Here is a 22,939-nt window from a genome sequence, read left to right as displayed (position 1 = left end):
GGGGTAGGTTGAAGAGCGCTGTCTCTAACTCCGGTTTTCGTTCGGCCTCGGTCCATTCCGCTACCTCGTGTGAAGAATCTGCAAGCGGTATCAGGCCGTTGAACTATTAGGTTCACCCACAGTTCCCGTGCCTGCACGCATCGAGAAGGACCAGGCGGTGAACTCGAATGACTCGCCTGGTCCAACGTGTGTGTGCGCTCGGCGCGTGGTTCAACCCTTATAAGACTTGCCGGTCACAGCCTCAGCGTTTCGCTCGTGCAGCCCGCAGGCCGTTCAAGATCACGATGACTTCGGCGACTTCGTGTACCAACACGACGGCGGCCAGGCCCAGTACACCGCTGATCGCCAGTGGCATCAACACGATGATGATGGCCAGAGACAGCACGATGTTTTGGTTGATGATCCTGCTGCCTCGGCGGGCGTGCTGCAGCGCCTGCGGGATCAGCCGGAGGTCGTGGCCGGTGAAGGCGACGTCAGCGGACTCGATCGCGGCGTCAGAGCCGGTTGCTCCCATCGCAATGCCCACCGTTGCGCCCGCCAGTGCCGGCGCGTCGTTGATGCCGTCGCCGATCATCGCCGTCGGCGTCTTGGAGGAGAGTTCGGCGACGATGCTTGCCTTGTCCTCCGGTCGCAGCTCGGCGCGCACGTCGTCGATTCCAGCGATTTCAGCCAGCGCCCGGGCGGTGCGAGTGTTATCGCCGGTGAGCATGCTCACTTCCACGTCGTTGTCGTGCAGGGATTGCACGGCATCGGGCACCTCGGGCCGCAACTCGTCGCGCACCCCGATCGCCCCGGCGAGAGCGTCATCGACGGTGACTAGGACGCAGGTCTGGCCTTCGGACTCCATACGCTCAACGTCCGCCTTCAGTGGCCCGGCGTCGATCCATCGGGGGCTGCCGACCAGCACCCGTCGGCCTTCGACGGTGCCGCCGATGCCATGACCGGCTTCCTCGCTGATATCCAAGGCGGTGGGCGCTTCGGGCTCCGCTGCCACGATCGCCGCGGCGAGGGGGTGCGTCGATTGCTGCTCAACCGCCGCCGCGAAGGAAAGCACCTGCGCCCGATCGAATCCGTCTGCCGGGACCACTCCGGTAACCTCGGGCTGGTTGCGAGTAAGGGTTCCGGTCTTGTCTACCGCTAGGTGACGGATGCCGCCGAGTCGCTCGAACGCCGCGCCGGACTTGATGACTACTCCGAACTGGCTGGCCGCGCCGATCGCGGCCACGACCGTCAGCGGCACGGAGATTGCCAGCGCGCACGGCGACGCTGCGACCAGGACCACCAGCGCACGGGTGATCCACGTCTCGGGGTCGCCCAGCAGCGAGCCAATCACACCGACCAGCACCGCCAGGATCATCACCCCGGGCACTAGGGGTCGGGCAATCCGGTCGGCGATCCGGGCGCGGTCACCCTTCTCCGCCTGCGCCTTCTCGACGAGATCGACGAGTGTGGTCAGCGAGTTGTCCGTTCCAGCTGCGGTCGTCTCGACCTCCAGCACACCGGCGGAGTTGATCGCTCCCGCGGGTACCTCGTCGCCGGGTGCGACCTCCTCCGGAATGGATTCTCCGGTGATCGCTGAGGTGTCAAGGCTGGAGCGTCCGGACCGAATGATGCCGTCCGTGGCGATCCGCTCCCCGGGGCGCACGAGCATCAGCTCGCCAGCCTCAAGGTCCTTCGCAGCGACCTCGGCCGTCGTACCGTCGCGCAGCACGGTCGCGGTTTGCGGTACCAGCTTCAACAGTGCCCGCAGTCCGCCTTGGGCCCGGTCCATCGCCTTGTCTTCAAGCGCCTCGGCGATCGAGTACAGGAACGCCAGCGCCGCGGCCTCTCCGACGAAACCAAGGATCACCGCGCCGACCGCGCTGATCGTCATAAGCAAGCCAATGCCGAGCTTGCGCTTCGTGACAAGGTTCCGGATCGCTCCAGGTGCGAACGTATAAGCGCCCAGCAGCAGGCCAAGCCAATACAGTACCGTTGCGGGCGTCTCCAAGTCGGACCAGTCCAGCGCCAGTCCTGTAATGAGGGCTACACCGGAGAAGATCGGTAGCAGTAGCTCGGGGTCTTTCCACCATGGCCGATCGAGCTCTTCGATCTCCGTGGCGGGTTCGTGTTCGCATCCACATGCTGAACTCATGCGTCCGTTCCTTTCTCGCCGCAGCCGGGCACCGAGCACTCAGTGTCGATGCAGGGGGCATTCTCGTCGACGGCCAGTGTCGCGTTGACCAGCGCTTCGAGCGCCGCCGCGAGGTGCGGATCGGCAATTTCGTAGCGGGTCTTACGGCCCTCCGGCTCAGCGACGACGATGCCGCAATCGCGTAGGCAGGACAGGTGGTTCGAGACGTTCGAGCGGGTCAGATCCAAGCTTTGCGAAATCTCGGCCGGGTAGCCCGGACCGTCGAGTAGGGTCATCAGGATTCGGGAACGCGTCGGATCAGCCATGGCCCGGCCGAGCCGGTTCATGACGTCGAGGCGCGAAGCAATAGTCAGCATGTGCTGAACAATACAACGTGTGCTTAACTATTCAAAATGCACTGAACTGACGGTTACGCGAAGGTCCTGCGACCTGCAGGAATTAGTCGATGGGATAGCAGATGACTGATCCTTTGTGGTTTGGCTGCCACCCAACGCGGGAGCGACGTGATCGGCGGGGTCAGTTCAGCATTTGAATCAACGACCAGTGGCGGATCTGTTTTCGGTGGTCCGCCGCGGGGCCAGAGGAGGTTGAGATCGTTGACTACCACTGACAAGCTCCCTCCGGTTCACCCCGGTGAGATCCTCATGGAGGACTTTCTCAAGGAAATGGGATCACCCAGCACAAGCTCGCCGTCTCCATTGGCGTTCCGCCCCGCCGGATCAACGAGATTGTCCACGGAAAGCGGGCTGTAACCGCGGACACTGCTCTTCGCTTGGCTAAGTTCTTCGGAATGAGCCCCCAGTTCTGACTCGGGTTACAGGCTCAATATGACTTGGACGTGGCGGAAGACAAGATCCTCTCGGAAATCGAGCGGATTCAACCGGTCCAAGCTGTCTCAGCGTAGCGGTTACCCGAACCAGGTCCGTCAGCGTGAGGATATGCACGCGGATGGTTCGAACTAGGGAATTTGGGGCCGCCGTCGCGTGGACTTGAGTTCCGAGCGCCGCTTTTTCGCTTCGAGACGGCGTCGCACCGAGCTCTGCGTCGGGGATCCAGTTCTCGGTAACGTAGTGAGGCATGTAGAGGCTATCCAGTCGTCAAACAGCAAATGAGTGGTTGGATAACTCTTAAACATGCGGGCTTTAAGGCTGAAATGTAGCCTCAATGAGAATGCCAATGACAATCCCATCTGACCGGCCGCGCTGACCTCGGCCAAATCCCCAGACCTCGATCCCGAAACCTCCTGGTGGGTGGTGGGGCGTCGCCAAGCGCTTGGCGACGCCGACCTGCAGGTTGCGGGTTTCAGGTCTGGGGAAATGCAGTGGAGGCTGGAAACGCCGAAGCCCGTCGCCTAAGTCAACTGCGCAATGAGAACATCAATGACAACCTCAATGAGAATTGTTGTCATTGAAGCGCTCAATGTTAGCTATGGCGGCTATAGCTGCACCGCGCAGTGTTGGAGGTGGAGGAGAAGGAATGCAGTTAGTCGCGGGGCTGCAGGCGCTTAACCAGCTGCTCGTGGTGGACTGGGGCGAGGCAGCCGGCGTCCACGACGCGCCGGGCTAGCTCCTTGTCCCCCATCTTGGCTGCGAAGGCCATGCCCATGGTGATGTCGTGGTCGGGGCGGCCGATAAGTGTAATCTCATCGCCAGGTTTGATGCGGCCAGGCTCGATGATGCGCAGGTAGGAGCCACAATCGCCGCGCTCCGTGAAGGATTTGAGCCAGCCCGGCTCGTCCATCCAACCGGAGAAAGTGGCGCAGGGCGTGCGCGGGATAGACACTTCGAGCACGCACTCCCCCACCTGAATTCGCTGGTTGATCAGCATATTCGGCCAGGAAATCCCTTCTGTGGTGAGGTTCTCCCCGAAGTAGCCATCACGCAGCACGCGGTTGAGCGTGCCCTCCCAGTAATCGAGCTCCTCACGGGCCACCGCATACACGGCCTTCTCAGCGCCGCCGTGGTGGGCGTGGTCACCGATGGAATCCCCCACCACGCCAGAGCCGTCACCGTAGTTGGGCCCGGGTATTTCCAGATCCAGGAGGGGGCGTGGCTGCTTATCGATGCCCGTGTACTCGTGCCGCCCGTGCGGCTCGGGGCGGCGGACAGCGACGTTCGTGGAGATAACCTTCATGCTCACCTATTGTGGCACACCTCACGGGCTTACAGGTCGCGATCGTGGAAGAGCGCCTCCGCAGTCACGAGGTCGTAGAAGAAGAGGCGGGGGGCGAGGGGGAGGACGTCGGCAAGCATGGGCATGTCCTCCTTGAGCAGGGGGCTTTCCATGATGATGTCATTCGCCGCAGCGCGGGAGGCCAGGGCGAAGGCATAGGAAATATAGGGCATCCAGGCAGCGGCATTGAGCTCGTCGGCAGTGTTACCGCTGGCAAAGGCGCCCAACGCGATGAGGGTGTGGCTGACGGACATGTCAACGCCCGCGTTTTGCACCAGCGAGGCCAGTGCCGTGGCGTCCTTGCGCAGGTGCTCGATGGTGCCCAGCGCATCGAGGGCGCCGTTGTTGGCAAAGCACTCGCGCAGCGCGGCGACGCGGCCGGCCTCCCCCATCAGATCATCGACGGGCGGTGTGGGGCTGTGAATGGTCGCAGCATTGAGCAGCATCGGGCGGGTCAGGCCATCGGCGCCGGTCTCGCGCACGGCGGTGAGCTCTGGGTTCTCGCTGGCTGAAGGATCGAGGAGAAGATCCAGGTAGCTATCGGCGCTGGACTCGGCGGTGGGCTCCAGCGGCGAGTGGAACAAGCGCGTGCGCGCAAGCGAGCGGGCTTGTTGGTTGACGCTGACGCCGGTGCGCGCCAGGGCGTGGACCGCGGCCTCCGGTTGGGCGCGTAGGCGGTCAATCGTGCTGTCGAACATCGCTTGCAGCTTTGGGTTCGGGCTGCGCTGCGAGAGCACGTGGAGCGCGCGGAAGGTGTCCCAGAGCTGCTCCGGGGTCCAGTCCTTTGATGCGAGTGCCGCCGGTGAGCCTTCTGGCGTGATCACAATGGAGGCGCTGGAGGGGCGTGCAGGGGCAGCGAGGTTGGAGGAGGCGCGGAGCTCGCGGACATCGGCAAGCAGCGAGCCCTGCTCAGCAAGGTCGGCGGGCAGCTCAAACCCCTCTTCGGTGGGCGTGAGTTGGGTAGGCGCCACCGTGGGCTCGGCCAATGGCCAGGCCCAGCCCACTAAGTCTGCCTGCGGTTCTGCGTTCTGTTCAATGATGATTTCATCGCCATTAAGCAGGCCGCGGCTGACGAACGGGGACTTTCGGACGGTGGCCAGCGCTGCATAGATCAGGCTGGTGGACGCGGAAGCTTCGTACTCGACGATGCGCCGCTCCAAGCTGCGGGCCTGGTGAGCCTCGCGCTCCCCCGCCGGGAGGGAGTCCAGGTAATCTTCGTAGGACAGTGTGGACCACATGAGGAAGAGCTCTGCCGTTGGCTGTTTGCGCACGGCGTTGGCCAGCGCGGCGTTGGGGACGGCGAGGCTGGTGACCGCCTGCGTGGTCTTCGAGGTGCGCGCCAGCTCCTTGATTTTCTGGCGGCCGTCGATGGTGACGAACTTCGCCAGCGGCAGCGGGCGTGGCGAGTGGACGGTAAACATGTCGTCCTGATCGAGCTGACCGGCGAAAATCACTGGCTTATCGGAGTGCTCGGTGGGCTCTAGGCCGATGCGCTTGACGCGGCTGAACAAAGCCTCGGGCCAGACATCGAATTCCAGCTCATAGCCGGCCTCACTGGCCACGACCTCGCGGCGCGAGACCTCGGTGTCCTCGAAGGTGCGCAGGCCTTTTTCCAGTGCGATGGGCTTCTTTGGCGGGGAGGCCAGCGTGTAGCTGAAGGCCGAGTGCGCACCGAGGGCGTCGATGATGCGGAAATCCATGCCGCGCGGGCCGTCGTTGGTGGCGCGCATGTGGAGGCCCTCGGCGAGGGAGATGAAGCGGACGTCGACAAGCTGCTCGTCGTGCCACAGCGACACCTTGTAGCGGCCCACCCACGGGTCTTCGTAGAGGTCACCCGGGAAAGGCTCGGCGATGCCTGCGTCGAAGGTCTGCTCCGAAATCTCCTCCTGCTCGCCGCCGAGAGGCGCGTAAGTGAGATCGATGCGCCACTCCCCTTCCGCAATGAGGTGCACGCGCGGCGACTTGGTGAACACGGGCTCGTTGTCGAGGCCCCGGGCGTTGGGCAGGGTGGCGACGTCGAAGTCCCACTCGAAATCGCCGTGCTTGGCGACGTCCACCGGTTCCCTCTGCGGTACCCTCACCTGATCCGGTAGCGGTCCCACTTCCCAGCCGGCCCAGATGCCGAGTGGTTCAGCATCCTCGAGCGTGCCCTGCGGCGCGATGAGGGTGGTGCGGTCATAGACGATGAACGGCGCCTCATCGGTGATGCCAGTGAAGGTGACGGTCTCGATGAGGTCCTCATCGCCATCGCGCAGGGTTACCTCGATGCGGGTAAAAGGCCCAGGGATGCCGACTTCCAGCGGTTCTTCGGTGGCGAATTCGCGCACCGAATGGGGGCGATCGATGAAGTGAGACTTGACCACCCACCGAGGATCAGACAGATCTGCCTCAGGATAGGTAGCCGGCAGCTCCAGCATGAGAATGTTGCTCTCCCGGCGCAGTGAAATCCGGGGACCCTGCTCGGCGATGTCGGTAGTGACCAACGGCGTTGTGGGAAGTGAATAAATCTCCGCGCTCATTTGCTTCATCATAGGACACGGCGGGGTCCTGTTGCCATGTCGCTGGTAGAGGGCTTGATTGTCCTAACGGTAGGACAGGTGTCCTAAGCATAGGACAGCTGGCTATAGTAGGGCTATGGACCCAGTACAACTCCTCAAGAAAAGCCCGCTGAGCCTGAGCGAAGTGGCTCGGCGTTCGGGGGTCTCTCGAAATACGCTCAACCTGTGGTTGCGTGAGACAGCTCAACCGAGTTTGGCTGGCTTGGAGAAGGTAATGCGCGTGCTCGGATACGAGGTTTCCGTACAGGTACACCGCATGAGTGATGCCGCGGCCGCGACAGCCGCCAGAGTGCTTCTTGGGGATCTCGCAAGTGAGGAGCCAGACGTTAAAGCCTGGATTGACCGCTTCGTGCAGTGGGGTGACACCCCGGCCGGCGGCGGTAGCTGCCAGGCTCTCATTGAACGGGCCGCGTGGGCGTCTAACCCCTACGGCCGCAAGGACGCTCTCCATTTTTTACCAGCGAATCCCATAACGCTTGCCTCAGCGGTTGATGCGAGCGGGCAACCATGGGCGATGTCGGGTGCCTTTGCAGCTCAACAAGTCTCGGGGCATATCGCTGGTGCAGGAGAACCTCGATCAACATTGATTTGGTGCACAAATCCAGCAGACATCGTGCCTTCATTACCCACGCGGATTCGTGCCAGTGCTGAGCCAGTATCCGGAGGGATCACCCTCGTGCCCGTCGCCGGTGAAGAGTTAACGGGCGCAAGAAAAGAGTTAGGAATACACTACGTGTCACCGCATCAGCTTGCTATTGATGTGTGCGCTGAAAACCATGCGGGAGGGGCATAGGGGATGAGAAGAGCTACGAGCCGAGTGAGCTGGGAACACCATGAGCGGCCGCACATTGTGAAGTTGGGGACCGACCGTGCGTTATTTCGATTAGCCAAGCAACTTCCTGACTTGGTGTGGAACGCTGCCGCGCTGGAAGGAAACACGTTTACCCTCCCGGAAGTCCGCACGTTGCTCGATGCCGGACTTTTCCGTGGTGAAGGCGACGCAGAGGGGGACGGCGGTGGAGTGCGGCTCATGGATGGCGGGTTCATCCCTTTCGACCCTGCTGATGAATTGGGTGAAGCCCATGCCGATTTGCTGGTTTCCCTCCAAGGGCTTGACAACCCAGTCGAGCAAGCGTTGGCCTATTTCTGCTCAGCCACGCGTAGCCAGTTCTATTTCGATGGGAATAAGCGGACCGCCAGGCTTGTGGCGTCCGGTCTCTTGTTAAGCCATGGATACAGCTCATTGAATATCCCCCACGCTAGGCGGCTGGAGTTCAACCTTGCCCTCGATGAGCTCTTCCATGCTGACGACGCCACAACGCTGATGGATTTTCTGTACGACTGCCTAGCGGAGTCCTCCCAGTAAGCGCAGTAGGCCCTCCGCTTCCGAAGCGGAGGCCTACGTGGGGGCTGAATGCTCAGCGCATCCTTTAGTGCATAGTGCTGTAGTGCTTAGCGGAACATCTTCTGCAGGGCGGAGAAGTCAACCTTGACCACGCCGACAGACTGCAGGAACGCGGCGATGGCGCCGAGCAAGGCAGCCACAACGCCTGCGCCCAAGAAGCCGGCGCCGACGGGGTGGCGTGGCTAAACGGAACAGAGCTGACGACACCAGCGGACTTGCCGTGGGAAATAGCCTGCTCGGAGATGTTCTTCAGGGAGTGACTGTAAGGGGGCTTGCCCAGAACACTGTTGACGTCGGCAAGCACTGCGTGGACACCATAAAAGGACAAACGGTGAACCCCAGGGCGTGGGATTCACCGTGGTGAATGAATGAGCGGATTAGGCCATCTGCAGGGTGGTGATGCAGGTAGCGCCCTCCTCGGTGGTGTCTAGGGGAACCTCACCGGTCTTGCCGTCCTGCTTGATGGTGATGGTGCCCTTTTTGTCGGCGGGCAGCCAGTATCCAATGAATCCGTTGTCAAAGGTCGTTGTATCTTCGTTGACCAGCTCTTTTCCGGAGTCATCGGTGATAGTGACGTGGATATCTTCCTTGCTGAGCTCACCGGTGCAGGTTGTTAGTGAGTGGTTGAAGCAGTCATGGGTCTGGGTCATGTACGGCGCGATGGAGACGTAGAACTTGTCCTCCGGCAAGGGCAGGGATGCTTGGCCCTGCTCGGCGGTGAGGACTAGCTCGTTCGGCAATACGGAGGCGTGCAGATCGCTAGGGCGCTCCTCCTTGGGCATGCGGTCCAACTTGTCGATGATCTCCGGGCCATCCAACCCTTCGAGATCGAACTCGGCGAGGATCTCCTCGGCGGGTACCTGTTGGATGTCGGTGCTGGAAGCGGCGCTCTTCGAGGCTTCGCTCGGAACGGGGCTCTCCGTGGAGCAGGCGGACAGGGTGATGGCTGCGGCGCAGGCGGCAGCAAGAGAAATGAGGCGTTTCATAAGTCTTCCGAATGGGTCCGATTGTGTTGACCCAATCCTATACCCCACCGGGGTATCCATCAATGGAATGAGAGAAGGATCATCTTTTTGCGCTACGCGGGATAGTCTGTTCCTTATGACTGATACTGCAGGAACAACTCTGCCACCTTGCCCCGAGTGCTCCTCCGAGTACACCTACGAGATGCCGCCGCTGATTGTCTGCCCCGAATGCGCGCACGAGTTCTCCACCGACGCTGCTGCCAGCGACTCGGCCGCGGAAGGAACCGAGCCGACCATCGTCGACTCCGTGGGCAATGCGCTTGCCGACGGCGATACGGTCACCATCACCAAAACCCTTAAGGTCAAGGGCGCGCAGCAGCCGCTCAAGGCCGGCACGAAGGTGCGCGGCATCCGCTTGAACTTCGACGCCGGCACCGGCCAGGAAGATCACAACATTGATTGGCGGATTGATGGATTTGGCGCGATGAAGCTCAAGCCTGCCGTGGTCAAGAAGGTCTAGAGAAACCTCTACGACCGTCAATGGTGGCCGTCACTGGCTGAGGGAAGGACAGTAAATCCTTGAGACCGGGCAGCAGCGTGGAGCTGCGTGTCATAGGTGAAAAAGGCTAGCGCGAGGCCAGCGTCACGGAGGAGGCAGGCGCTCGCAAGGTGGACAGCATCTAGGGAGCGAACTCCGGTCAGAGAGCATGCTCGGCGAATGACCTCATCGTTGATGCCAACCTTGGAGACCCCCTCTGTGAACTTCCGGTAACCGGTGCCGGTGAGGCCACTGCGCTGCCACACTTTGGATAACTCGATGTCAATGAGTGCAGAAGAAAACAGTTGTTGGCCTTCAAGGAGTGCAGCGACTTCGTAGCTTTCGCGCTCGGGTAAGGCCAACTTCGCTAGTGCCGAAGTATCGACGTAGATCATCACAAGCGGTCTTCCCTATCTAGTAGTGATACAACGTCTGTCTCGGAAGGCAGATAGTCTGTGTTGCTTGGCTGTGAGTAAGGCTTCGGGTTGTGGCTCAAGATTCCGGCAGCTACTAACTGCTCCACGGGGCTATCTAGAGACGAAATGGGTACTACGCGAGCAATGGGCCGATTGCGGTCAGTGATGATCACGCTTTGACCTGTAGCGGCGACTTCGCGCACTATGCGGCCAGAACGCTGGTTGAGTTCGCGCAAAGAGATGTTGGTCATCGCTCCAACCGCCTTTCCTGATTGTCTGTTCGCCAAATGTAGAACAGTAGAACAATGTTGATTGTAATGGCCCCGCCTAAGGAGAACAAGGGGGCGTCGACAGTCGCGTCGCCGCACTGCGGAGCAGAATGCGGCTTGCCTGGGTCTAACTGGGGAGATGTCCGTGCGGTGACTACACTGTCTAACCATGACTAACCCGAGCGATAACACCACCCACCGCTACACGCCGGAGCTCGCCGCGCAAATTGAAAGTGCCTGGCAGCAGTACTGGAAGGATAACGGCACCTTTAATGCGCCGAACCCAGTTGGGCCGCTCGCGGAGGAGGGTAAGGAACTTCCAGCGGAGAAGATGAACATCCAGGACATGTTCCCCTACCCTTCCGGCGCGGGCCTTCACGTGGGCCACCCACTGGGCTATATCGCTACGGATACCTACGCGCGTTATCAACGCATGCTGGGCAAGAACGTCTTGCACACGCTGGGCTATGACGCCTTTGGTCTGCCGGCAGAACAGTACGCCATCCAGACGGGTACGCACCCGCGCACCACGACGGAGGCGAATATCAAGAATATGCGCCGCCAGCTGGGTCTTCTCGGCCTGGGTCATGATCCACGCCGCTCGGTGGCCTCGACTGACCCGGAGTTTTATAAGTGGACGCAGTGGATCTTCCTGCAGATTTATAACTCCTGGTTCGATGAGGAGCAGCAGAAGGCGCGCCCGATTTCTGAGCTCATCAAGGAGCTTGAGGTGGGCAAGCGCACCACCAAGGACGGCCGCTACTACGCGGACCTGAGCAAGGAAGAGCAGCGCAAAGCACTCGACGAGTTCCGTCTGGTCTACCTGTCCAACTCCACCGTGAACTGGTGCCCGGGCCTGGGCACGGTGCTGGCCAATGAGGAGGTCACCGCAGAGGGCAAGTCTGAGCGCGGTAACTTCCCGGTTTTCCGCAAGAACTTGTCGCAGTGGATGATGCGCATTACTGCCTACTCCGACCGTCTTCTCGATGACCTGGAGCTTCTGGACTGGCCGGAGAAGGTCAAGTCCATGCAGCGCAACTGGATTGGCCGCTCCCGTGGTGCGGAGGTCAGCTTCCACGCCGAGGGCTACAACATCGACGTCTTCACTACCCGACCAGATACTCTCTTCGGTGCGGAGTACGTGGTGCTGGCTCCGGAGCATGAGCTTGTCGATGCCCTCCTCTCCCCCATCCCTTATGACGATGACGTGGATGAGCGCTGGACCTTCGGCCACGATGATCCGAAGGAGGCCGTAGAGGCCTACCGCGCCTCCATTGCCGCGAAGTCCGACTTGGAGCGCCAGGAGAACAAGGAAAAGACGGGTGTCTTCCTGGGCACCTATGCCACCAACCCGGTCAACGGCAAGCAGGTCCCGATCTTCATCGCGGACTACGTTCTGACCGGCTATGGCACCGGTGCCATCATGGCGGTCCCAGCGCACGATACCCGTGACTACGAGTTTGCTACCGTCTTCGGCCTGCCGATTACTGAGGTAGTCGCTGGCGGCGACATCACCAAGGAGGCCTACACGGAGTCCGGCAAGGCCGTAAACTCCGCCAACGATTCCCTGGACATCAACGGTATGTCCAAGGATGAGGCCATCGCCGCCATTATCCCGTGGCTAGAGGAACAAGGAGTAGGCCGCGAGAAGATCCAGTACAAGCTGCGTGATTGGCTGTTTGCTCGCCAGCGCTACTGGGGTGAGCCCTTCCCCATCGTCTATGACGAGGCCGGCCAGGCCTACCCGCTGCCGGAGTCGATGCTGCCCATCGAACTGCCGGAGGTAGAAGACTACAAACCGGTCTCCTTCGACCCGGATGATGCCGATTCCTCCCCGCAGCCGCCGCTGGCCAAGGCCCGCGAGTGGGTGGAGGTCGAGCTCGACCTAGGCGATGGCCCGAAGACCTACTACCGCGACACCAACGTCATGCCGCAGTGGGCAGGTTCTTCCTGGTACCAGCTGCGCTACATCGATCCGACCAATGATGAGATCTTCTGCGACCTCGAGAACGAGCGTTATTGGACGGGCCCTCGTCCAGAGGAGCACGGCCCGAACGATCCGGGTGGCGTTGACCTCTACGTCGGTGGCGTTGAACACGCCGTGCTGCACCTGCTCTACGCCCGCTTCTGGCATAAGGTTCTCTTCGATCTGGGCTACGTGACCTCGAAGGAGCCTTACCGCCGCCTGTACAACCAGGGCTACATCCAGGCTTATGCCTACACCGATTCCCGCGGTGTTTACGTGCCTGCCGCTGAGGTAGTAGAACGCGATGGCGCGTTCTACTACGGGGATGAAAAGGTCAACCAGGAGTACGGCAAGATGGGCAAGTCCCTGAAGAACTCCGTGGCTCCGGATGACATCTGCCGCGACTACGGTGCCGATACCCTGCGCGTTTATGAGATGTCGATGGGTCCGTTGGATACCTCGCGCCCGTGGGCTACCAAGGACGTCGTCGGTGCGCAGCGCTTCCTGCAGCGCCTGTGGCGCCTAGCCGTCGATGAGAACAGCGGCGAGCTGTCTACGACGGATGCAGAGCTTTCTGAGGATGACCTGAAGCACCTCAACCGCACCATCGCCGGTGTGCGTGATGACTACGAGAACCTTCGCCTGAACACCGTGGTGGCCAAGCTCATTGAGTACGTCAACTACCTGACCAAGGCCTACCCGAAGGGCGCGCCGCGCGCCGCCGTGGAGCCGTTGGCCCAGCTGGTCTCCCCCGTTGCCCCGCACATCGCGGAGGAGCTGTGGAAGCGCTTCGGCCATGAGGAGACCATCACTTATGAGGCCTTCCCGGAGTTCGAAGAAAAGTACCTCGTCGACGACGAGATTGAGGTTCCGGTGCAGATCAACGGCAAGGTCAAGGCACGCGTGATGGTGCCTGCCGACGCCGACCAGGCCACCGTCGTGGGTATTGCCAAGGAAGATGAGCGCATCGCTGAGCTGACGGCGGGCAAGAACGTGGTCAAGGAGATTTACGTCCCGGGCCGCATGGTCAACCTCGTTGTGAACTAACTCACCCCAAGAAAGCGCCGTTCCTGCGGTTACTCCGGCACCGCCTCTGAGGTGCCTCAGGAACGGCCTTAGGGGCACCTTATCCACGCTGTGTTCAATGCGCGCTCTAGGCGCTCCTTGATGTCGTGGATGGTGGCCACGTTGCCGTCGAAGACGTCGAAAGGGGAACCATAGTCGTCGTAAGGTGCTCTCAAAGAGCTCCGCGACAGTGACGATTCCGTTGTGGACTAACCCGCCGATGATCTGGTTCATGAAGGCCAGCTGCACCGAGTTCAGGCGTGCGCCGTCCATCATGTCCGCAAACGCGGAACGCGCCGCGGATTCGTCCAACCCGATGATGGTGCGGACTAAGCGGGGAAGGCCCACGCCGAGCTGTTCCTCCAGGGCGGAGGAGACCGCGACTAAATTCCCCAGCTCATCGGCTAAATCCATGACCGTGGCCTTGCGCGTGTCACGGTCCATGCCATTAGTAAAAGCTATCTTCTATTAAGTAGCCATATGTAATTTTCGGGGCGGCGCGACTTTTAGGGTTTAAGGCGCAAATGACGGTACGTCCAATTCTGCAGGTGGAATTCATACTCATTCCTTCTTTCAAAATTGCTGGTTGTATGCGGTTGGCGCTCCTTCTTTGAGTCCAAAACATGGACGTGCGCATTCCCTCGAGCGTGAATTTTCAAAAAATCCCTTGCCTGGTTCACCTCTCTTCGATATCCATTTCCCAGGAAGTTGTTTTTCTGAGGCTTGAGTGTCGCGAAAAACAACTCTTAAACAACTTTGCCAACTGTGTCTGGTTTAGCGCTCCCATCGGTTGGAAAAGGGCAGTTCAAAAGGGTTGTTGCTGGTTGTTTGTAGTTGTTTCGAGGTTGTTGTGAGTTGTTCGCGGTAGTTGTAGGCAGCGGCATGCGGCCTGGAGGGGGCTGAACCAGGGCTAATCCAGCTCTTGGTTCAGCTCCTGGCGCACCTTGGCGATGATCTCGCCGAGGAAGCCCTCGCACCCATCGGTGATGTCAGGGAACGTGGAGTCATCCTCGATGACGCCGAGCGTGAATAACAGATCGCGGGTGATGGCGTGCGTGTAGTCGTATTCTGGGTTGAACTCCCACTCCCCGCGGAACAAATGGACTAGTTCAAAGGAGAGCTGAGGAATGCCCTCCGGTTCGGCGTAGGCATAAGGGATGTTGTGCATGATGACCTGCGTTGCCCAGAGCGGATCGTTCATGGCCTTGCGGCCATATTTGGTGAGCTTGATCTGCGTCGTTGTGGTCTTGAGCCAATCCAGGTCCGTGAGGAATCCGCGCAGGTTCAGCAGCGGCTGGTGGTAGTCCTCGCGCTTGACATCATCAAAATCATTGGGGCTGTTGAGGCCCTCTTTCAGGCGTGCCACGGCCGCCTGTTTGAGGTAACCGGCACCGGTCAGGCGTGGAAATTCTTCGATGACCTCGAGGTATTCGCGCACCCGCTGGCCTACGTGGGCGGCGATGGCGTCGTCAAGCATCGGCAGCTCATAGTCGGGCCGCAGCTCCGGGTAGGCCGCGTGGATTTCCGCGCGCCATTCCTCCAGCATCTCCGAGGAGGGCACCGGGATGTCCTCGAAGGGAGTGGAGCGGAAAGGATCGAGGGGGAGATCTCCAGGCAGCGCGGGCTTGGTGCCGCCTTCCAGGTTGGCGGCCTCCGTGCCCATGGTGGCCAGGCGCTGCGCCACGGCGGGCGGGTAAAAAGTGGTGAGGCGCTGATGGATTTGGTCCAGTGTGTAGTTGGGGAAGAGCGCGAAAATGCGCTCCATGCTGTCGGTAGGAACAGCCATGTAGGCCATGGTCGCTTGGACATCGAGGACCACCTTGAACATCGCCTCGGCACTGCCCAGCTCACTCATGAGATCAGGACCCTCACCGGCGATGAGGGCTGGCAGACCCATGACGACGCGCGAGGTGTCCGCCACGCTGATGCTGATATTCCATGCGCCGTCCGAGGGGTGGTAGTGCGCTACTTCCCGGAATGTTTCGAAAAAGTCCTGGTCAATGATGGTGAGGACGTCGATTGGCGTGCCTTCCTCAACCACGAGGATTCCCGGGTGAGAGGGCTCAAGGCCGAGCGCGGCGTGGACGATGATCATCATCTCGCCCACGGTGACTTCCGCGGGGGCGGCGACAAAGCGGGCCGTGGTGAAGAAAGGATTCTCCACGTCGATACGGACATTCCTAGCGAGGTTCATAGTGCCCGACAGTATTAGAAAACCGTGCTATTCGCGCGCCAAAGCTTCGCCCACGCGCTTGCCAGAATGGATGCACCCGCCCAGGAAGGTGCCTTCCAGCGCATTCTTGCCGTGCATGCCGCCACCGCCGAAACCGGAGGCCTCGCCGCAAGCATAGAGGCCGGGGAGTACCGTTCCATCGGGATTGAGGCACTGGCCGTCCAGGTTGGTCTCCAGGCCACCTAGCGTCTTGCGGGTGAGGAACTTCAAACGTACTGCGATGAGAGGGCCCTTGGTTTCATCCAGGATGCGGTGTGGGGGAGCAACGCGAATGAGCTTATCGCCTAAGAATCCGCGGGCAACGCGGAGGTAGTTGACTTGGGCGTCTTTGCTGAAGGCATTATCCAGCTGGGAATCACGATCTTCCAGGACTTTTCTAAGTTGGGGTACCTCAATGGTGGGGGAGCCCTCAGGCGCAATGCGGTTCATTCCGGCGACGAGATCCTCCAGATTATCTTCTACGACCCAATCGATTCCGTTCTCCATGAAAGCTTTGACTGCCACGTGTGTGCCGGGGCCGAGCTTGCCGGCGAGCTTCTTGAACTCCTTGTCCGTCAAATCCGGGTTCTGCTCCGAGCCGGAGAAGATGAACTCCTTGTCCACGATGGCCTGGTTGAGCACGAACCAGGAGTAACCGTGCCCGGTCTGGCCAATGTGGGCCAAGGCCGCAAGGTTATCGGTGCCGGGGAAGAGGTTGGTGGGCAGGCGGTTGCCTTCGGCGTCGAGCCATAGTGCTGACGGACCGGGGATAATGCGGATGCCGTGGCCGGGCCAGATGGAATTCCAGTTGGTCATGCCCTCGGTGTAGGCCCACATGCGGTCGGTGTTGACCACGGAGGCGCCCGCCTGCTGGGCGATGTCTATGCCGCGGCCGTCGACATGCGCGGGAACGCCCGTGACCAGTTCCTCCGGGCATTCGCCCCAGCGCTGCGTCGGCCACATGCGGCGGACCTTGTCCAGGTTGCCGCCGATGCCGCCGGTGGCGATGACGACAGCAGAGCCGCGCAGCTCGAAGTGCTTGACCACTTCTCTCGAGCTCGCCTCACCGCGTGGCTGGCTGGTGGGGGAGAGGACGCTGCCGCGCACGCCGACGACGCGCGGGCTGCCAGCGTCGTCGTTTTCGACGACGAGCTCGTCCACGCGGTGGCGGAAATGGAATTCGACCTGGCCTTGTTCTTCTGCTTTAAGGAGCGGCTCGCGGAAGACGCGCACGACCTCCGGGCCCGTGCCCCAGGTGAGGTGGAAACGCGGGACGGAGTTGCCGTGGCCGGAGGCATCGCCCGAACCGCGCTCGGCCCAGCCGATGGTGGGTAGGACGTTGAGGCCTAGGCCTTTGAGGTACGTGCGTTTCTCATTAGCGGCAAAGCGTACGTATTCGCGGCCCCATTTCGCGCCCCAAAAATCGTGCCGGTCATCCTCGGTCACTGGGTCATAGTCGGCAGAGTTGGCCCAGTCGCGCCAGGCCAATTCTTCGGAGTCCTTGACCCGCATCATCTTCTGCTCGGGGGAGTCGACATAAAACAGCCCGCCGAGGGACCAGAAGGCCTGGCCGCCTAGGTTATTGCGGTTTTCTTGTTCGAGGAAGATGACGTGCTTTCCGCCCTTGAGGGCCTCATAGCCGGCGACCATGCCGGCGAGGCCGCTGCCGACGATGATGACGGAGCCAGTGACCAAGTTAGTTTCTTTCATGACAGTAATGATAAAAGAAACCGGACTCGATTGTGTGACTTGGCTCGCACATTATCATCTTTACGCCGAGGCTGTGCCCTCGGCGTAGGTCGTGTTCACCTTCTCCACGAGGGTCAACACATCGTAGGTCGCCACAATCTCATCCTCCTGGTTGTAGAGCACGGCATCCCAGCAGACCTCGCCGTAGTCATCGGTCACGCGCGGGGTGATGCGTTTGGCGGTCAGTTCCACGCGGATGGAATCGTCATAGGTGACCGGCGTAATGAAGCGCAGGTTCTCCAGGCCATAGTTGGCCAGGACCGGGCCCGGCGCAGGCTCCACGAAGAGGCCCGCAGCCCAGGAGACCAGCAGGTAACCGTGTGCGACGCGGCGCGGGAAGAAGGGATTGGCCGTTGCGGCCTCCTCGTCAGTGTGGGCGTAGAAGGTATCGCCGGTCTTCTCCGCGAACTCGAGGATTTCCTCGAGGGAGACGTGGCGCAGGTCGGAGGCGAACTGGTCACCGATCTGTAGCGTAGCCAGGTCCTTGCGGAAGGGGTGGGTGCCCTGGCCATTCTCCACGTCGGCGCGGGTCACGCGCTGCACGGCCGCGCCGCGGTGCCACTGGCCCGTGATGGCGGTGAGGTGATCCGGGGTGCCCTGAATAGCGGTGCGCTGCATGTAGTGCAGGATGCCACGCACACCACCCAGTTCTTCGCCGCCGCCGGCGCGACCCGGTCCGCCGTGGACGAGGTGCGGGAGGGGAGAGCCGTGGCCGGTCGAGGTCTTCGCATCATCACGGTCAAGGAAATGCAGGCGGCCGTGGTGGGCAGCAATGCCGAGTGCGTACTCGCGTGCCAGCTGCGGGTCATGCGTAATAACGGAGGCAACCAGCGAACCAGAGCCCAGGGCGGCGAGCTCGATGGCCTCGGCGGGGGAGTCGTAACCCAGGAAGGAGACGACGGGGCCGAAGGCTTCGGTGTCGTGGACCGCTGGGGTGCGATTATCGGCAAAGCGCAGGATAGTGGGGTTGAAGAACGCGCCCTCGGCCTCCTCGCCGCCGTAGACTACCTCGCCGCCGCCGGCCTTGAGCTTCTCGACGGCCTCCGCGACGTCCTGCTTCTGATCCGCGGAGACCAACGGACCCATGGTGGCGGAGGCATCGCGCGGATCGCCCACGACGACCTTGTCGCGCAGGCGTGCGCTGAGGGCTTCAATGGTGGCGTCGACAAGCGCATGCGGGACGATGGCGCGGCGGATGGCGGTACACTTCTGACCCGCCTTCGAGGTCATCTCGCCGAAGACTGCCTTGACGAAGGCCTCGAACTCCGGGGAGTCCGCGGTGACATCGGTACCCAGAATGGCAGCGTTGAGGGAGTCAGCCTCCGCGCTGAACTGGATGCCGCCCTCGATGACGTTGTGGTGTGCGCGCAGGGTATTCGCGGTATCGGCAGAGCCGGTAAAGGCCACGTGATCGCGGTAGTCCAGGTGATCCAACATGTCGCGGGCGGAGCCGGAGATGAGCTGCAGGCTGCCTTCCGGCAGGATCCCGGAATCGATCATGAGGCGAACACAAGCCGCGGTGATGTAGCCGGTCGGCGTAGCGGGCTTAACAATCGAGGGCACGCCCGCGATGAAGGCCGGGGCAAATTTCTCCAGCATGCCCCAGACGGGGAAGTTGAAGGCGTTGATCTGTACGGCTACGCCAGGGATGGAGGTGTAGATGTGGCGGCCGATGAAGGAGCCGTCCTTGGAAAAGACCTCTGCCTCGCCGTCCGGCATGACGGTGGAATTAGGCATCTCGCGGCGGCCCTTCGAGGAGAAGGTGAACATGGTGGAAATGCCGCCGTCGATATCGACGAAATTATCGCGCTTGTTGGCGCCGGCCTTGTTGGCCAGTTCGTAGAGCTCTTCGCGGTGATCCTGGAGGTAGATCGCCAGCTCCTTGAGTTTGAGGGCGCGCTCGTGGAAGGTGAGCTTCTGGAGGCCTTCGCGCCCGGTGCTGCGGGCGTAGTCGATGGCGCCGGCGATGTCGAGGCCTTTGGCGCTGACTCGAGCGATGACTTCTCCAGTGGAAGCATCGTGCACGTCAGCGACGCGTGAGGGGTTGTCCGGGGTGAGCCACTGGCCGGAGAGGTAGCTGGGGACGAGGGCTTCAGTCATAGCGAAAAGTTTGGCCTTTCCATTAGTTTCCGAACGGTTGGTCAGTAAATACAGGCTAGTATAGTCTGCGTCACATTTCTAGGATTAAGTAAGGAGTACGGCATGACCGCAGAGGTATGGAAGATTCAGTTGGGTGAGCTGGACAAGAAGATGGGTGTTGAAATCCTGGAAGAGTCGGCCCAGCGAGTGGTGGCCACCATGCCGGTCGAGGGCAATACCCAGTCCTTCGGGCTGCTCCACGGTGGGGCCATGGCGTGCCTAGCGGAGGCCGTTGGTAGCTGGGCGGCGGTGATTCACGCTTCGACGCTGGGCAAGGTCGCCGTCGGCGTGGACATCAACGCAACGCACCACGCTTCCGGGCGCGCGGGTCTGGTCACGGCGACGGCCACCGCCATCAAGCTGGGCAAGACGCTGTGCTCCCACGAGATCATCATTACAGATGACGAGGGGAGGAGGCTGTGTACGGCGCGCATCACTAACGCGCTCGTGGCGTCGAAGGACAAGAAGTAGGAGCGCTAGGAAATAGTGGAGGGGGAGTGCGGCTTATTCGGAGTAGTCGTAGAAGCCCTTGCCGGACTTGCGGCCCAGCTCCCCGCGGGCGACCATGTCGCGCATGAGCTGCGGCGGGCTAAAACGCTCACCTAGCTGGGATTCGAGGTATTCGGCGATGCCGAGGCGCACATCAAGGCCTACGATATCGGTCAGCTCCAGCGGGCCGATGGGGAACTTGTAGCCCAGCACCATGGCGTTGTCGATATCGCGCGGTGAGGCCACGCCTTCCTCCACCATGCGGATGGCCTCCAGCGCGATGGCCACGCCGAGGCGGGAGGAAGCGAAGCCGGGGGCATCCTTGACCACCACCGCGGTCTTGCCCAAGCCCTCGACCCAGTCCTTGGCGGTGTCCACGAGCGCCTCCGGCGTGGACTCGGCAACAACCACTTCCACCAGTTTGGAAGCTGGGACCGGGTTGAAGAAGTGCAGACCAATGACGTCGTTGGGGATGCTTTCTGCCAGCTGCGATACCGACAGTGAGGAGGTATTGGTGGCGACGACAGCCTCTGGGGCCGCTTCGGCGATATCCCGGAAGGCGGCCACCTTGAGATCCATCGATTCTGGAACTGCCTCAACCACGAGGTCGAAGCCGGCGAAGGCGGAGGCGGTGGTGGAAAAGCTGAGACGCTGATCCCAGGATTCGAAGGTGCCGTCCGCCCCGCGGTCGAGGGAGCCGCGGATGGCCTTGTGCACGCGCTCGCGAGCGGCGGCCACGGCGTCGTCGTTGATATCCACTACGGTCACGGACGCGCCGGCGGCGAGAAAGGCGTGCGTGATGCCCGCGCCCATACGGCCGCCGCCGAGAACGCCGACCTTGGCAGGAACCTGCAGTTCTGAGGACATGAGTTGATTCTCCTTGTGGGTGGAAGGTTTATTTCTTGCGGTCCAGGAAGGCCTGCATCCGCTCAAACTTGGCGGGGGACTCAAAAAGCACGGCCTGGGCGATGTTGTCCACCGCCGGGTGCGCTGCATCAGGCATAGAGATGAGCTGCTTAGTCAAACGCACGGCCAATGGATCTTGCTGGGCGATGCGCTCGGCTAGTGCCAGGGCGCCGTCGACCAGCGCATCCGGCTCGTGCAGCTCGCTGACCAGGTGATTGGCCAGCGCCTCCTCGCCGTTGAGGATGCGCCCGGCCAGCAGAATCTCCTTCGCCAGCGGGGTGCCCACGCACTCCTTGAGGCGCCAGGTGGCACCCGCGGCGGCAGCGATACCCAGGCCGGCTTCAGGCTGGCCAAACTTGGCAAAAGGAGTGGACACGCGGAAGTCGGCGGCTAAGGCCAACTCCAATCCGCCGCCGAGGGCGTAGCCATCCACCGCTGCGATGACGGGGGCGGGCAGCGAGGCGATGCGGTGGAAGATGCCGGAATTGATGCCGCGGAGGGCGTCCTCGCGGCGGCGCTCACGAAGCTGCGCGATGTCCGCCCCGGAGGCGAAGATCCCGCGGGGGCCCTTCGGGGTATCCACGGTGCAGCCGGTGATGATGAGGATGCGGGGATCGGACTCGAGCTGCGCGCAGAGTTCGTGGAACTCCGCCACCATCTGCTCATCGATGGCATTGCGGACGGCGGGGCGGTTGAGCTTGGCGAGGACAATCTCGTCATTCTCACCGCGCGTCGAAATCTCAATGGCAGTAGTCATTTAGACCCTCTCAATCGCAATTGCGGTGCCCTGGCCCACACCCACGCACATGGTGGCGATGCCGCGGCTCAACCCGTCCGTTTCCAGGCGGTTGAGCAGGGTCAAGGTGATACGGGAACCGGAAGAACCCAGCGGGTGGCCCAGCGCGATGGCGCCGCCCCAGGTATTAACCTTGTTCTCATCCAAGCCCAGCTCGCGGATGCAAGCGACGGACTGGGAGGCAAAAGCTTCGTTGAGTTCGACGGCATCCACGCTGTCCAGCTCCCAGCCGGCGCGCTCCAGCACGTCGCGGGTAGCCGGGATGGGGCCGGTGCCCATGATCTCTGGGCGCACACCGCGTGCGGAGTTGGCCACCACGCGGGCGCGGGCGGTCAGGTTGTGCTTCTTGAGGGCCTCGTCGGAGGCGACAATGACGCAGGAGGCGCCGTCGTTCAGCGAAGAGGCGTTACCTGCTGTGGTGACGTCACCCAGGGAGGTCACCGGGCGCAGCTTGGCCAAGACCTCCATCGTGGTGCCCGGGCGGGGGCCTTCGTCGGTGTCGACGACGGTGACGTTGCCCTTGCGGTCGGTGACCTCGATGGGCACGATTTCCCTGGCAAACTTGCCGGCCTCGATGGCAGCGAGCGCGCGCTCCTGGGAACGCACTGCGAAGGAATCGGCGTCCTCGCGGCTAATACCAAAGACGTTGGCCACCTCCTCGGCGGTCTCCGGCATGGAGTAGGTCATCTTCTCCTGCTCCGCGAACTTCGGGTTGGCAAAGCGCCAGCCAATGGAGGTATCAAAAACCTGGCCTGGCTTAGCAAAAGGCTTGTTTGGCTTCTCCATGACCCAGGGGGCGCGGGACATGGATTCGACGCCACCGGCGATGACAATATCCGCCTGGCCGGACTCCACGAGGGCGGTGGCCAGGGCAATCGAGGACATGCCCGAAGCGCACAGGCGGTTGACCGTGATGCCCGGTACGGTGTCCGGGAACCCGGCGAGCAGCCAGGACATGCGAGCAACGTTGCGGTTCTCTTCGCCGGCGCCGTTAGCGTTGCCGATGATGACTTCATCCACCGCGGAGGGGTCGAGTCCGGCCTCCTCCACCGTCTTCTTGATTGCGGTGGCCATGAGGTCATCTGGGCGAACCGAGGATAGTGTGCCGCCGTAGCGGCCCACGGGGGTGCGGAAGCCGGATACCAGGTATGCAGTCATGT

19 protein-coding genes and 4 pseudogenes are annotated in these 22,939 nt (G+C 61.7%); 7 read left to right on the top strand and 16 right to left on the bottom strand.

The window, feature by feature from the left end:
• Positions 1-241: 241 nt before the first annotated feature.
• Both HMPREF2943_RS08780 and HMPREF2943_RS08775 read right to left on the bottom strand, forming a co-directional pair.
• Positions 242-2,134, bottom strand: a complete 1,893-nt coding sequence (locus HMPREF2943_RS08780; protein ID WP_010187976.1) for a heavy metal translocating P-type ATPase — start codon at positions 2,132-2,134, stop codon at positions 242-244.
• On the bottom strand, positions 2,131-2,490 hold the full coding sequence (locus tag HMPREF2943_RS08775) for a Cd(II)/Pb(II)-sensing metalloregulatory transcriptional regulator CmtR (protein WP_005530797.1): 360 nt from the start codon (positions 2,488-2,490) through the stop codon (positions 2,131-2,133). Before HMPREF2943_RS08775 ends, HMPREF2943_RS08780 begins: the two co-directional genes overlap by 4 nt.
• 149 nt (positions 2,491-2,639) lie before the next feature.
• Between HMPREF2943_RS08775 and HMPREF2943_RS12660 the strand changes: the two are divergent.
• Both HMPREF2943_RS12660 and HMPREF2943_RS12235 read left to right on the top strand, forming a co-directional pair.
• Positions 2,640-2,744, top strand: a pseudogene (locus tag HMPREF2943_RS12660) (type II toxin-antitoxin system RelE/ParE family toxin); the annotation flags it as partial.
• A 34-nt stretch (positions 2,745-2,778) separates the two neighbouring features.
• Positions 2,779-3,038 (top strand): annotated as a pseudogene (locus HMPREF2943_RS12235) (HigA family addiction module antitoxin).
• Between the two features lie 54 nt (positions 3,039-3,092).
• Here the strand turns inward: HMPREF2943_RS12235 and HMPREF2943_RS12745 are convergent.
• The 3 genes and pseudogenes from HMPREF2943_RS12745 to HMPREF2943_RS08765 all read right to left on the bottom strand — a co-directional run.
• A pseudogene (locus tag HMPREF2943_RS12745) lies at positions 3,093-3,182 on the bottom strand (aminoacyl-tRNA hydrolase); the annotation flags it as partial.
• 434 nt (positions 3,183-3,616) lie between these two features.
• A complete protein-coding gene (locus HMPREF2943_RS08770; protein ID WP_070444626.1) occupies positions 3,617-4,267 on the bottom strand; it encodes an MOSC domain-containing protein in 651 nt (216 codons plus the stop codon).
• Positions 4,268-4,296: 29 nt separating this feature from the next.
• Entirely contained in the window at positions 4,297-6,825 is a 2,529-nt protein-coding gene (locus HMPREF2943_RS08765; RefSeq protein WP_070711393.1) for a hypothetical protein, read from the bottom strand.
• Between the two features lie 115 nt (positions 6,826-6,940).
• Here HMPREF2943_RS08765 and HMPREF2943_RS12410 point away from each other — a divergent pair, with 115 nt between their 5' ends.
• Both HMPREF2943_RS12410 and HMPREF2943_RS08760 read left to right on the top strand, forming a co-directional pair.
• The gene (locus tag HMPREF2943_RS12410; RefSeq protein ID WP_141756102.1) at positions 6,941-7,657 is read left to right on the top strand and encodes a helix-turn-helix domain-containing protein; all 717 of its coding nucleotides are present in this window, start codon (positions 6,941-6,943) and stop codon (positions 7,655-7,657) included.
• A 114-nt stretch (positions 7,658-7,771) separates the two neighbouring features.
• Complete coding sequence (locus tag HMPREF2943_RS08760; RefSeq protein WP_083315670.1) at positions 7,772-8,230, top strand: Fic family protein; 459 nt, start codon at positions 7,772-7,774, stop codon at positions 8,228-8,230.
• A gap of 416 nt (positions 8,231-8,646) precedes the next feature.
• Here the strand turns inward: HMPREF2943_RS08760 and HMPREF2943_RS08755 are convergent, their stop codons facing one another.
• On the bottom strand, positions 8,647-9,255 hold the full coding sequence (locus HMPREF2943_RS08755; RefSeq protein ID WP_070711357.1) for a CueP family metal-binding protein: 609 nt from the start codon (positions 9,253-9,255) through the stop codon (positions 8,647-8,649).
• A gap of 115 nt (positions 9,256-9,370) precedes the next feature.
• Here HMPREF2943_RS08755 and HMPREF2943_RS08750 point away from each other — a divergent pair, with 115 nt between their 5' ends.
• Positions 9,371-9,754: a zinc ribbon domain-containing protein YjdM gene (locus HMPREF2943_RS08750; RefSeq protein WP_070711356.1), complete on the top strand. Its 384-nt coding sequence runs from the start codon at positions 9,371-9,373 to the stop codon at positions 9,752-9,754.
• 17 nt (positions 9,755-9,771) lie between these two features.
• Here HMPREF2943_RS08750 and HMPREF2943_RS08745 read toward each other — a convergent pair whose 3' ends face one another.
• Positions 9,772-10,167 carry a type II toxin-antitoxin system VapC family toxin gene (locus HMPREF2943_RS08745; protein ID WP_083315668.1) on the bottom strand — a complete coding sequence of 132 codons (396 nt, stop codon included), beginning with the start codon at positions 10,165-10,167 and terminating at the stop codon, positions 9,772-9,774.
• Positions 10,167-10,439 carry a type II toxin-antitoxin system Phd/YefM family antitoxin gene (locus tag HMPREF2943_RS12740; protein ID WP_168166187.1) on the bottom strand — a complete coding sequence of 91 codons (273 nt, stop codon included), beginning with the start codon at positions 10,437-10,439 and terminating at the stop codon, positions 10,167-10,169. The genes HMPREF2943_RS08745 and HMPREF2943_RS12740 overlap by 1 nt, the downstream gene beginning before the upstream one ends.
• 187 nt (positions 10,440-10,626) lie before the next feature.
• On the opposite strand from HMPREF2943_RS12740, the gene leuS reads away from it, so the two are divergent.
• Positions 10,627-13,470 carry a leucine--tRNA ligase gene (gene leuS, locus HMPREF2943_RS08740; RefSeq protein WP_070711355.1) on the top strand — a complete coding sequence of 948 codons (2,844 nt, stop codon included), beginning with the start codon at positions 10,627-10,629 and terminating at the stop codon, positions 13,468-13,470.
• Positions 13,471-13,538: 68 nt separating this feature from the next.
• Here the strand turns inward: leuS and HMPREF2943_RS12705 are convergent, their stop codons facing one another.
• The 5 genes and pseudogenes from HMPREF2943_RS12705 to paaZ all read right to left on the bottom strand — a co-directional run bounded on the left by HMPREF2943_RS12705 (position 13,539) and on the right by paaZ (position 19,549).
• The gene (locus HMPREF2943_RS12705; RefSeq protein WP_256380933.1) at positions 13,539-13,664 is read right to left on the bottom strand and encodes a hypothetical protein; all 126 of its coding nucleotides are present in this window, start codon (positions 13,662-13,664) and stop codon (positions 13,539-13,541) included.
• Between the two features lie 46 nt (positions 13,665-13,710).
• A pseudogene (locus HMPREF2943_RS12735) lies at positions 13,711-13,902 on the bottom strand (hypothetical protein); the annotation flags it as partial.
• 496 nt (positions 13,903-14,398) lie between these two features.
• Positions 14,399-15,682, bottom strand: coding sequence for a hypothetical protein (locus HMPREF2943_RS08730; RefSeq protein ID WP_070711353.1), 1,284 nt, complete (start codon positions 15,680-15,682; stop codon positions 14,399-14,401).
• A gap of 27 nt (positions 15,683-15,709) precedes the next feature.
• A complete protein-coding gene (locus HMPREF2943_RS08725) occupies positions 15,710-17,410 on the bottom strand; it encodes an FAD-binding dehydrogenase (RefSeq protein WP_070711352.1) in 1,701 nt (566 codons plus the stop codon).
• Between the two features lie 60 nt (positions 17,411-17,470).
• Positions 17,471-19,549 carry a phenylacetic acid degradation bifunctional protein PaaZ gene (paaZ, locus tag HMPREF2943_RS08720; RefSeq protein WP_070444645.1) on the bottom strand — a complete coding sequence of 693 codons (2,079 nt, stop codon included), beginning with the start codon at positions 19,547-19,549 and terminating at the stop codon, positions 17,471-17,473.
• 102 nt (positions 19,550-19,651) lie between these two features.
• Between paaZ and HMPREF2943_RS08715 the strand changes: the two genes are divergently transcribed.
• Entirely contained in the window at positions 19,652-20,059 is a 408-nt protein-coding gene (locus HMPREF2943_RS08715) for a PaaI family thioesterase (RefSeq protein ID WP_070444647.1), read from the top strand.
• A gap of 33 nt (positions 20,060-20,092) precedes the next feature.
• Here HMPREF2943_RS08715 and HMPREF2943_RS08710 read toward each other — a convergent pair whose 3' ends face one another.
• Genes HMPREF2943_RS08710 through HMPREF2943_RS08700 form a run of 3 tightly spaced genes read right to left on the bottom strand, consistent with a single transcriptional unit; the run spans position 20,093 to position 22,937 of the window.
• A complete protein-coding gene (locus HMPREF2943_RS08710) occupies positions 20,093-20,944 on the bottom strand; it encodes a 3-hydroxyacyl-CoA dehydrogenase family protein (protein ID WP_070444649.1) in 852 nt (283 codons plus the stop codon).
• 28 nt (positions 20,945-20,972) lie between these two features.
• The gene (locus tag HMPREF2943_RS08705; RefSeq protein WP_070444651.1) at positions 20,973-21,740 is read right to left on the bottom strand and encodes an enoyl-CoA hydratase/isomerase family protein; all 768 of its coding nucleotides are present in this window, start codon (positions 21,738-21,740) and stop codon (positions 20,973-20,975) included.
• A complete protein-coding gene (locus tag HMPREF2943_RS08700) occupies positions 21,741-22,937 on the bottom strand; it encodes a thiolase family protein (RefSeq protein ID WP_070711351.1) in 1,197 nt (398 codons plus the stop codon).
• Positions 22,938-22,939 lie beyond the last annotated feature (2 nt).

Origin of the sequence: Corynebacterium sp. HMSC072D12 (assembly GCF_001813925.1) — a bacterium.
GTDB lineage: Bacteria > Actinomycetota > Actinomycetes > Mycobacteriales > Mycobacteriaceae > Corynebacterium > Corynebacterium aurimucosum.
The sequence above is the reverse complement of the archived record's forward strand: the minus strand, read 5'-3'. Positions and strand labels throughout refer to the sequence as shown.